Origin of the sequence: Cyanobium sp. HWJ4-Hawea, assembly GCF_024345815.1 — a bacterium.
GTDB lineage: Bacteria > Cyanobacteriota > Cyanobacteriia > PCC-6307 > Cyanobiaceae > Cyanobium_A.
The window spans coordinates 1-10,582 of sequence record NZ_JAGQBV010000067.1; the positions used below are offsets into that span (position 1 = coordinate 1).

Genomic DNA, 10,582 nt, shown 5'->3' on the forward strand with positions numbered 1-10,582 from the left:
TAATTCCTCGCCAAAGCGGTCGATTTCCTCAGGGGTGGTGGTGAAGCTCAAGCTGGCCCGCGCCGAGCCGCTGAGGCCGTAGTGGCGATGCAGGGGCTGGGTGCAGTGGTGGCCACTGCGGATGCAGATTCCCGCTGAATCGAGCAGAGCGGCGATGTCGTTGGCGTGCAAATCCCTCACCGTGAAGGCCGCCAGGGCCGCACGATCGGGCTGCTGATCCGGGCTTGGACCCAACACCTCGACACCCTCGATGGCCCCAAGGCGATCAAAGAGTTGGCGGGTGAGCTGCTGCTCGTAGGCGTGGATCCGATCCAGGCCAATGGCCTGCAGGTAATCGAGGCCGGCCCCCATGCCAATGGCTTCCCCAATCGCGGGGGTACCAGCCTCAAATTTATGGGGCAAGCCAGCCCAGGTGCTGTGGTCGAGATAGACGTCCTGGATCATTTCGCCACCACCCAAAAACGGGGGCATCGCCTCAAGTAACGCCTCCCTTCCCCACAAAAAGCCCATGCCCGTGGGGCCGCAGAGCTTGTGGGAGCTGCCCACCAAAAAATCAGCCCCCAGTTCAACCACGTCCACAGGCAGGTGCGGCAGGCTCTGGCAGGCATCCACCAGCACCAGGGCCCCAACCTGGTGGGCCAGGGAGGTTATTTCAGCAATCGGATTAAGGCAGCCCAGGGTGTTGCTCACCTGTACCAGGCTCACCAACTTGGTGCGCTCGCTGAGCTTGGAGCGCAAATCCTCGAGATCTAGCTCCCCGGTGACAGTAAGGCCCACATGCAGCAGCTTGCAGCCCGTGCGCTGGGCGAGCAGTTGCCAGGGCACCAGGTTGCTGTGGTGCTCCATCAGGGTGAGCAACACCTCATCGCCGGGGCCCAAGTGCGCCTCTCCCCAGGTGCGGGCCACCAGGTTGATCGCCTCACTGGCATTGCGGGTGAAGACGATCTCATTGGGGCTGGCGGCCCCCACAAAGGCGGCCGCCTTGGCGCGGGCAGCTTCGAAGCCTTCGGTGGCCCTGGCACTGAGCTGGTGGGCGCCACGGTGCACATTGGCGTTGTCGTGGTCGTAGTAGTGCTGCAACGCCTCAAGCACCTGCCTGGGTTTTTGGCTCGTGGCGGCGTAGTCGAGATAGATCAGCGGCTGGCCCAGGCAGGCGGTTTGGGCCAGCAGGGGGAAATCGGGGCGGGTTAGGGCCGCAAGATTCGCCAGCTTTGGTGCAGCCGCCATGGTCATCGGTTCGAGTCCCCCAGGAGCGTGGCCAAGGGTTTCCAGGCCCCAGCTGCCGCCGGCATGGCGCGCAACACCTCATCGCAATAGCCCCGCAACAACAGGCGGGCAGCCTGATCGGCAGCAATGCCCCGGCTTTGCAAATAAAACAGCTCGTTTTGCTGGAGCCGGCTCACCGTCGCCCCATGGGCGCACTTCACATCGTCGGCGACGATCTCCAGCTCGGGCTTGGTATCCACCCGGGCGCGATCGGAGAGCAACAGGCTGCGGCTGAGCTGGGAGGCGTTGGTCTGTTGGGCTGCCTGCGGCACCTGCACCGCCCCATTAAAAACGCTGCGGCCTGCACCATCGGCCACCACCTTGTGCAGCTGGTCCAGTTCCCCGCCAGGGCCTCCAAAGACCACCCGGCTATGGGTATCGGCCATCTGCTTGCCATCCACCAGCTGCAGGCTGCGCAGCTGGGTATGGGCCTCGCCCCAGGTTTGCTCCACTTCCGGCTCGAGCCTCACCAACCCCCAGCCCCCTGTGGCCGTGGTCAGCTCCAGGCGACTCGCCGGCGCCTGGCGAATCACCAGCTGGGCCAGCAGGCTCGCCTGGGCATTGCCCAAACCCAACACTCCCAACTTCAGCTCAGAACCTTCCGCCAGCTCCACCTCACTCAGCATGCTGGTCACATTGGCTCCACTAGAGCAATGCACCTGTAGCAACTCCAAACTGGCGCCAGGCTCCAGCACCAGCCGCAGCTGCAGGGGCAGCAGGCCGGGGGCCGAACCCGCATCCCAGGCCAATTCCAGGGGGCCCACCACGCCGCTCACCCGCAGCGCCATCACCTGGGGTTTGGCCGCCTGGTTTAGCTGCTGGAGCCAGCCGCCAGGCCCCCGCAGCTCAGTAGGGGGTGCGATCCGACTTATCCCTGGGGGCAACTCGAGCCCCGCCAAAGGATCACTGGCGGCGAGCACCACCGGTTCAACGGCCTGCAAGAGGGCGAGATCCGTGAAGCGCCAAGCCTCATGGCGACGCCCCGGCAGGGGAGCACCGGCCACCTGGGCCAGCCAGCTGGTTTGGGGCTCAGCCGAAATCAAGGGCATCAAACCACCTCCGCCGGTTCCCGCTCGAGCCGGGCCAACTCCTGATCCACCCAGTCGTAGCCATCGCGCTCAAGCTCTAGGGCCAATTCCTTAGGGCCGGTGCGCAAAATTCGGCCCGCCGCCATTACATGCACGTAATCGGGGGTGATCAAGTCGAGAAGGCGCTGGTAGTGGGTCACCAACAGGGTGGCGTTATCGGCCGTCGCCAATTGGTTGACCCCAGCGGCCACGATCCGCAGGGCGTCGATGTCCAGGCCGGAATCGGTTTCATCAAGGATCGCCACCGCAGGCTCCAGCAAGGCCATCTGCAGGATCTCGTTGCGCTTTTTCTCGCCACCGGAAAACCCCTCGTTCACTCCCCGCTCCAGGAAGGCCGCATCCATCTGAACAACGCCAAGGCGCCCGTGCACCAGATCTTCGAAGGCAAAGGTGTCGAGTTCTTCCTTGCCCAGCTCAACCCTGCGGGAATTGCTGGAAACCCGCAGAAATTCCAAGTTGCTAACCCCCGGAATCTCCACGGGATATTGGAAACCAAGAAATAGGCCCAGCCTTGAGCGCTGCTCTGGGGCCAGGGCAAGTAGATCTTCCCCCCGATAACGAACCGAGCCGGAAGTAACCGTGTAGGCAGGGTGGCCAGCTAGCACCTTGGAGAGGGTGCTTTTGCCACTGCCATTGCGACCCATCACGGCATGGATTTCACCAGCACGCACCGTGAGGTTTACCCCCTTAAGGATCGGCTGATCCTCCACTCGGGCATGGAGATCAGAGATCTCAAGCAGAACTGGGGCGTCAGAGCGAATCACAGGGAAGCAAAAGAGAAAAGCTAATTAAATAGAGATTTTGCAAAAGGGAAGTTGCCCACCTAAACCCGGGCAACTGGCGGGCCCTAACCCACCGAACCCTCCAACTTCAAGGCGAGCAGTTTGTCGGCTTCAGCCGCAAATTCCATCGGCAACTGGTTAAACACATCTCTGCAAAAACCACTAACCATCATCGAAACCGCCTCCTCAAAACCGATGCCTCGGCTCTGCAGATAGAAGAGTTGGTCGGCGGAAATGCGACTGGTGCTGGCCTCATGCTCTACGGCCGCATCGGGTTGCTGGGAGCGGATATAGGGGTAGGTGTTGGCTGCAGCCTGATCACCAATCAACATCGAATCGCACTGGCTGTAGTTCTTTGCCCCTACGGCCTTTGGACCAATCTGCACCAACCCGCGATAGCTATTTGATGAGCGGCCAGCACTGATCCCCTTGCTCACAATCGTGGAGCGGGTGCGGGGCCCCACATGGATCATCTTGGTGCCGGTGTCTGCCTGTTGACAGTTGTTAGTGAGGGCCACGGAATAAAATTCTCCCACCGAATCGGCACCCTGCAGCACACAACTTGGGTACTTCCAAGTAATTGCCGAGCCGGTTTCCACCTGGGTCCAGCTGATTTTGCTGCGATCGCCCCGGCACTGACCGCGCTTAGTCACGAAGTTGTAAATACCGCCCACCCCATTTTCATCGCCCGCATACCAGTTCTGAACGGTCGAGTACTTGATCGAAGCGTCTTCCAAGGTCACCAGCTCCACCACCGCTGCGTGTAGCTGGTTGGTATCAAACATCGGGGCAGTGCAGCCCTCCAAATAACTGACCGTCGCCCCCTCTTCCGCCACTATCAAGGTGCGCTCGAATTGGCCAGTGTCGGCGGAATTAATCCTGAAGTAGGTGGAAAGCTCCATCGGGCAATCGACGCCCTTGGGAATAAATACGAAAGAGCCGTCACTGAAAACAGCAGAATTTAGTGCCGAGAAATAGTTGTCATTACTTGGCACAACCGTACCCAAATAACGCTCAATCAGATCAGGACGCTCCTTAACTGCTTCATTGAAGGAGCAGAAAATTACCCCATACTTAGCAAGCTTTTCCCTATAGGTGGTAGCAATCGAAACACTGTCAAAAACCGCATCTACGGCCACATTCGAGAGCCGCTTTTGCTCAGTCAAGGGGATTCCTAGCTTCTCAAAGGTCTCCAGCAGCTTGGGATCCACCTCGTCGAGGCTGGCCTTCTTTTCCTGCTGCTTAGGAGCTGCGTAATAAATAATATTTTGATAATCAATCTCAGGGTGGCCCAAGGCAGCCCAATCGGGCTCCTCCATCTGCAGCCATTGGCTGTAGGCCCGCAAGCGGAAATCAAGGAGGAAGGCAGGCTCCTCCTTTTTTGCCGAAATTAATCGCACCACCTCTTCACTGAGACCCTTGGCAATCTTTTCGGTTTCAATATCAGTGACAAAGCCATGCTTATACGGCTGTGAAACTAGATCCCCAACGGTGGCAGTGCTGCTCATGGGTGGTGTTGCCTATTCGGCGGCAAGCGATTTCACTTCTTCGAGGCTGATGGTCTGCTGTTCGCCACGGAAGGGGTTGTCTTCGGTAAGGAACAGCATGCAGTGGCAATCCTTGCGCTCGCGCATCGGCACGCAGGGGCAATTCCAAAAAGCCTGGGCAACCTCCGCTTCCTTGTCTTCGTAGTGGCGGCAGGGGCAGAGCGCTCCACCCAATTCATCCTTGTGGCGGGCCAAGCCGAGCAACACCACGGAGGTCACTCCGGGATCACTACAGAAATAGGTCCCTGTGCGCTGGGCGTAGGTCTCGGCAAACTTGCGGATTACCTCCAAGCTGTCTCCGGCGCCAGACTTGCCACCAGAGGGGTTGGCACCTGAAGCAGGTTGGGAGTCAGCAGGGGTGGCCGCAGCGTCGGACATGGCGTCAGGGGATCTCGGGAAGGGCGCTATCGAGATGGCCCAGGGCCATCAAACCCAGTTACGAAACATGGCCGTTTCGTTACCTATTTAGCCTAGGGCAAAGGCCCGGACCCTGGTGGGCCAGGCAACCAACCTCCCCAAGCCCTGCAGGGCCGTGGCAAGGTGTATGTGAACGCTGATTCCGATGAGCGCCACCACCCGGGAAGCCTGCCTCACACTGCTGCTGCGCCAGGGTGAAGCGACCGCCGCTGCCTTGGCCCAGCAATTGGAGGTGTCGGTGCAGGTGACGCGGCGCCACCTGCGCAGCCTCGAAGAAGACGGCCTGGTGCAGGCAAGCCCTGCTACAGAGGGCCCAGGCAGGCCCAGCAACCGCTGGCAGCTGACCGCCCACGGTCAGAACCATTTCCCCGATGGCAGCGAAAACTTTGCCCTCGGGCTCCTGAGCTCGATGGCCGGCAGCCTGCCCCCGGAACAGCTGCAGGGCCTACTCGCTCACCAGGCCCTGCAAAAAGCCGGTGACTACCGCGACCGAGTCGGCCAGGGAGACCTCCCACATCGCCTACAGCGCATGGTGGAGCTACGGCGCGACGAGGGCTATGTGGCCGAATTTGCCGCCGATGGGGATGGCTGGCTGATGAGCGAGTTTCACTGCTCCGTAGTGCGCATCGCCGAACAATTTCCCTGTATCTGCGACCAGGAACTGCAACTGATCCGCCACACCTTTCCCGATTGCGATGTGCAGCGGGTGCAGTGGCGGCTGGAGTCGGGCCACAGCTGCGGCTTCCGCCTGGCACCGCGGTGACTGCCGAAATAATCCCAAATGCGCCGGATGGCAGCCCCCTGAGCCTGGCCGAATTGGCAGAGCTCGAGGCCACCCTGCTGCCGGCCCTGGAGCGCCACCAGCTGCGGCTACTGGCCCATGGCCTAAGCACCCTGCAGACCATCTCCGGTCGGCGTGATGGCCCAGTGCCCAACCGCGATGCAATCGAAGCCTGGGCCCTTAAGCAGCCCGCCTGCGCCGGGGATGCCAGCTTTGCCGGCGCCCTGGCAGAGCAACTGCTACTGACTGCCGACCAACTGCAACGAATCCGCGAATTCCATAAAAATTCCACCGACGCCCTAGGCGGTGAGGGAGCCCTAGAGCTGGAACTGGCCGAACTCTGCAGCTGGGCCCAGCACCAAGCCAATCAGCGGCTTGCGATCATCCCTGCAGCAGTTACCGCCACTTCAGCGCCGCCATGAGCCAAAGCATTGCCGATGCGCTCAGCTTCTTTCGCTTGAGCTGTGGCCGCTGGCGCTCCCAGCGCAGTAGCCACCACCTGCTGCATCGCCGCGCCGAAGCCGGGGGCTCCTTTATTGAGGTGGTGGAGCTCGATGGCAGCGACCCCCGCTTGATCGCCATCGCCGAACTGCACGGCAAAAATCCCAAGGAGCTAGTGGGCGGCTGCCGGGTTACCTGGAACGCATCAATGGCCTGGGACAGGGCTGGGGAAGACCATCAGGGCGAAAGCGTTTTTGGCCTGATCCCCACCGATAGCCAGGGGCGCAAGGGCCTGCTTTTACGGGATCGTGGCTACGCCGAAACCGCGCCGGTGGCAGGCCATTTCGCCATGGATGGCCGCGATGAACTGCTGCTCACCACTGGCTACGAAATGATGAACAGCCTGGAGCGCTTCAGCTTCGCCGGGCCCAATGTGCGCCTGCGCACCAGCACCGTTGAAGGCCTCTCCAACACGGCCTCATTTTGCGTCGAAACTCGCCTGGCCTGAGCTCGCTGGAGGCCGCCAAATCAAGGCTCGAAAACGTTACGGACTGTGAGTCCTGCCCCAGGCTGGCGAATCCTGCTGAGGGCACACTTCTACGATCACCGGATCCGGATGCCGATGACGCGTGGCCCTGCCTCTCCTTAAGTACGCACCCACCACCCAAAACGCCCGGGTGAACCCCCTTCGGGTGGGTTCGGATGAGGATCCAAAGACTGGCTCCCTAGACCAGGCCATGGGTTACGAAGACGTGAACTTCGTGATCGAAACGGCCTACCGCCAAATCTTTTTTCACGCCTTCAAGGTCGACAGGGATCCCTACCTGCAGAGTCAGCTGAGAAATGGCCAGCTTTCTGTGCGCGACTTCATTCGCGCCCTGTGCCTCTCAGACACCTTTACCCGCAGCTTCTACAACCTGAACAGCAACTACCGGGTGGCCCGCCACCTGGTCGAGAAGCTGCTCGGGCGACCGGTTTACGGCAAGAGCGAAGAAATTGCCTGGGCGGCCGTGATCATGTCCCGCGGCATCAAGGGGGCTGTCGATGACATCATCAACAGCCAGGAATACCTCGACAACTTCGGCTACGACAAGGTTCCTTTCCAACGCAACCGCGTGGTGGGCTCCCGCGACCTAGGCGAAACCCCATTCAACATCACCAGCCCCCGCTACGAGGCCTACTACCGCAGCATCAAGGGCTTCCCCCAAATGGTCTACACAGGGGTCGCCAAGGCACTCCCCGAACGGGCCCGCCAGCGCCGTGGCGGCTCTCCGGAGGACTATCTGCCCTGGGTGCGCTCCATGCCCGCCATGCGAACCCGTGGTGGCGGATCCGGCAACATCGGCATGGATTACATGGCCAAAGTCCCATACCGCAGCATCGGCAAATAGGGGTAGCAAGGCAGCCACGAAGTTGGCGTCAGCTTGCAAAAGGCGGCCCAGGGGCCGCCTTTTTAATGGAAAAAAGGCGTGTCGAATTGCACCCAGACGAGTCAGAAAATCCTGACGGGCTGCCTGAAACCTGGCCAAGGATGGCAAAGTCGCGTCACTGATCCCAAAGAAAATCTGCAGCCGTGACCCAGACCCTCGCCTCCCTAGCTCTCATGACCCTGCGGCAGCTCCGCGAGGTCGCCAGCGAAGTCGGCGTCAGTCTTTACAGCCGCAAGTCCAAGGAAGAACTGCTCGAGGCCATCTCCACCCGCAAGGAGACATCGAAGCGCAACCTCAAGGCGATCGAAGCTGAGATGGGCCCCGCAAAGCGGCCTGCGGCCTTCACCAATGTGGTGTTTCTGCCCCGTGATCCCCAGTGGGCCTACGTGTTCTGGGAAATCTCAGATGTGGATCGGGCCCAGGCCATTGCAGCTGGCGCCACCCAGCTCTGCCTGCGGGTCGCTGACGTGACCGGTCTTAACGGCGGTTCCTCCCACCCCCACACCCTCCAGGAAGTGGTGGTCAACAGCCATGCCACCGAGTGGTACTTGCCTGTCCCCATGAGCGACCGGGATTACCGGGTGGAGCTCGGCTACCGCACCGCCATGAATGCCAGCGGTGGTGGCTGGATCTCCCTGGCCTTCTCCTCCGTGGCCCGGGTGCCTGCCCTGCACCCCAGCGAGCAGATCCTTGACCAATTTGTTCCCTTTTCGCTCGACACTCCCCCCGCAGCCATGCCGGGAGCACCGCAAGCCCCGGCTTCCACCCCCACGGACACCGGCCTGCACGAGCGCCTTTATCAAACGGCCACTTCCCAATTCCGCCGCCTCGGCCGGGGCTCTGAAGCCTTCCACGAATTGGAAGCAGCCGGGCTGGATACAAGCGAGCTAAATGCTTCGGGAGCGGGCCTCTGGGCCAGCGGCCGCAATGAATCCGGAGTTGGCGGTGTGGCCAGCCGTCAGCGTTCTTTCTGGTTGGTGGCCGATGCGGAATTGATCGTTTACGGCGCCACCGATCCCTCGGCCCGGCTGACCATCGGCGGTGAGGTGGTGCCCCTCTCAGCCGATGGCACCTTCCGGGTGCAGGTGCCCTTCCGCGACGGTGAGCAGCTCTATCCGATCGAGGCTGTGGCAGCCGATGGGGTCCAGAAGCGCAACATCACCCTCCAGTTCAATCGCATCACCCCCGAAGACAACAGCAACCCAGCCGATAAGGCCATCGCCGAATGGTTCTAGGGGCCAGCAGCTGAATACAGCCCAGTGGGAAACCTGGGCTCTGGCGCCCCAGGTCCATTGAGAGCCCAAAACCTTTTCTGGTTGCTACTTGCTGCCTGCGGCTTGGCCGCACTGACCAGCTGCAGTGCCAATGGGCGCATATCCGGCTCTGCCCCCCCGGATCGCCCCCTGCCGGCGGGCGTTGAGCTGGCTTTTAACCACCACCAGAATCACCACTACCGAAGCCCGATCAGTGGCCAGCTGCGGGAAGGTGACGACCTCGAAGCCTTCGTGCTTGAAAGCATTGCGGCTGCCCGGCAGGAAATTTTGGTGGCCGTCCAGGAGCTATCTCTGCCCAAGGTGGCCGAAGCCCTGGCCGCCAAAAGACAGCAGGGGGTGGTGGTGAAGGTGGTGCTTGAGAACACCTACAGCACGCCCTGGAGCCAGGAACACATGGCAGACCTGGTGCCCCACCAGCGCAAACGCCATCAGCAGATGGTGGCCCTGGGCTGGGGAGATGCGGTGCTGATCCTGCAGCGCGGTGGGGTGCCCCTCATCGACGACACCGCCGATGGCAGCGCCGGCAGCGGGCTGATGCACCACAAATTCATGGTCATCGACCGAAAAGTAGTGGTAACTGGCTCAACCAATTTCACGCCTTCGTGCACTCATGGCGATCCCGACGATCCCCAAACCCGCGGCAACGTAAACCACCTGCTGAGATTTCACAGCCCCGAACTTGCGGCGGTATTTGCGGCTGAATTTGAGCGCATGTGGGGCGATGGTCCTGGGGGAGCAGCTGATAGCCAATTTGGAATTGCAAAAGAAGAAGGGCCCCTGCAGGAGGTGATGGTGGGTGCCACCAAGGTGGGGGTGTTATTTGCTCCCCACCGGCGCCAAGACCCAAACCAGGGCCTGCTACTAATTGCAGACCTTTTGGCCCATGCCCGCAAGAACATTGATCTAGCCCTATTTGTATTCTCGGAGCAGGGGGTTGCAGATGTCCTCGCCCAACTTCAAACCAAGGGAGTGGCGATCCGGCTACTGGCGGATCCAGGCTTTGCAAATCGCTCCTTTAGCGAAGTGCTGGATCTCCTCGGCACCCAACTTCCCGATCGAGATTGCAAATTAGAAGTGGGCAACAAACCATGGAAAGCGCCCCTCGAGGGGGTTGGAACTCCTCGATTAGCCCCCGGCGACAAATTGCACCACAAACTTGCAGTGATCGATCAGCGCACCGTAATCACAGGCAGCTTCAACTGGAGCCCCTCTGCAGCACATCAAAATGATGAAACCCTTTTAGTGATCGAATCACCATTGCTGGCTGCCCACTTCAGCGATGAAATCGATCGCCTCTGGCGGGGCGCCGAACTTGGATTCACCTCCCGCCTGGAGCGCAAACAGCAACGGCAGCGCAACCGCTGTGGCAGTGGGGTGCAGCGCTTGGCCATGGGGATTGGGAGGTGATTGGGAGGGGATTAGCAGGCGATCTCCAACCAGCCCCTAGCATCGGCAAATCGCCCTGAGCTAGCTCCGCCTGCTTCGCCATGGACCCCCAAAACTGCTCCAGGATCCATACCCCCACCCTCGATGCAATCCAGCTGATGCTGCGGGAT

11 protein-coding genes are annotated in these 10,582 nt (G+C 61.0%); 6 read left to right on the top strand and 5 right to left on the bottom strand.

All coding sequences use genetic code 11. From position 1 onward, the window contains the following. The 5 genes from KBY58_RS11785 to KBY58_RS11805 all read right to left on the bottom strand — a co-directional run. The coding region (locus KBY58_RS11785; protein WP_255004514.1) for a SufS family cysteine desulfurase at positions 1 to 1,233 on the bottom strand (1,233 nt) is incomplete at its 3' end. Then, positions 1,230 to 2,315 (bottom strand): SufD family Fe-S cluster assembly protein, encoded by a 1,086-nt coding sequence (locus tag KBY58_RS11790; RefSeq protein WP_255004516.1) that lies wholly within the window; start codon positions 2,313 to 2,315, stop codon positions 1,230 to 1,232. The genes KBY58_RS11790 and KBY58_RS11785, both read right to left, overlap by 4 nt. Beyond that, positions 2,315 to 3,118 carry a Fe-S cluster assembly ATPase SufC gene (gene sufC, locus KBY58_RS11795; RefSeq protein WP_255004517.1) on the bottom strand — a complete coding sequence of 268 codons (804 nt, stop codon included), beginning with the start codon at positions 3,116 to 3,118 and terminating at the stop codon, positions 2,315 to 2,317. Before sufC ends, KBY58_RS11790 begins: the two co-directional genes overlap by 1 nt. A gap of 83 nt (positions 3,119 to 3,201) precedes the next feature. Further along, the gene (sufB, locus tag KBY58_RS11800; RefSeq protein WP_255004519.1) at positions 3,202 to 4,644 is read right to left on the bottom strand and encodes a Fe-S cluster assembly protein SufB; all 1,443 of its coding nucleotides are present in this window, start codon (positions 4,642 to 4,644) and stop codon (positions 3,202 to 3,204) included. 12 nt (positions 4,645 to 4,656) lie between these two features. Next, entirely contained in the window at positions 4,657 to 5,061 is a 405-nt protein-coding gene (locus tag KBY58_RS11805) for a ferredoxin-thioredoxin reductase catalytic domain-containing protein (protein WP_254934941.1), read from the bottom strand. A 184-nt stretch (positions 5,062 to 5,245) separates the two neighbouring features. Here KBY58_RS11805 and sufR point away from each other — a divergent pair, with 184 nt between their 5' ends. The 6 genes from sufR (at position 5,246) to KBY58_RS11835 (ending at position 10,433) form a co-directional block, all read left to right on the top strand. Further along, the gene (gene sufR / locus KBY58_RS11810) at positions 5,246 to 5,863 is read left to right on the top strand and encodes an iron-sulfur cluster biosynthesis transcriptional regulator SufR (RefSeq protein ID WP_255004521.1); all 618 of its coding nucleotides are present in this window, start codon (positions 5,246 to 5,248) and stop codon (positions 5,861 to 5,863) included. Further along, positions 5,860 to 6,303, top strand: coding sequence for a hypothetical protein (locus KBY58_RS11815; RefSeq protein WP_255004522.1), 444 nt, complete (start codon positions 5,860 to 5,862; stop codon positions 6,301 to 6,303). The genes sufR and KBY58_RS11815 overlap by 4 nt, the downstream gene beginning before the upstream one ends. Then, entirely contained in the window at positions 6,300 to 6,830 is a 531-nt protein-coding gene (locus KBY58_RS11820; protein WP_254934944.1) for a phycobiliprotein lyase, read from the top strand. The genes KBY58_RS11815 and KBY58_RS11820 overlap by 4 nt, the downstream gene beginning before the upstream one ends. A gap of 121 nt (positions 6,831 to 6,951) precedes the next feature. Continuing rightward, positions 6,952 to 7,713, top strand: coding sequence for a phycobilisome rod-core linker polypeptide (locus KBY58_RS11825; RefSeq protein ID WP_255004523.1), 762 nt, complete (start codon positions 6,952 to 6,954; stop codon positions 7,711 to 7,713). Positions 7,714 to 7,895: 182 nt separating this feature from the next. After that, the gene (locus tag KBY58_RS11830; RefSeq protein ID WP_255004524.1) at positions 7,896 to 8,987 is read left to right on the top strand and encodes a DUF4912 domain-containing protein; all 1,092 of its coding nucleotides are present in this window, start codon (positions 7,896 to 7,898) and stop codon (positions 8,985 to 8,987) included. Between the two features lie 57 nt (positions 8,988 to 9,044). Next, positions 9,045 to 10,433 carry a phospholipase D-like domain-containing protein gene (locus tag KBY58_RS11835; RefSeq protein WP_255004525.1) on the top strand — a complete coding sequence of 463 codons (1,389 nt, stop codon included), beginning with the start codon at positions 9,045 to 9,047 and terminating at the stop codon, positions 10,431 to 10,433. The last annotated feature ends 149 nt before the right edge of the window (positions 10,434 to 10,582 follow it).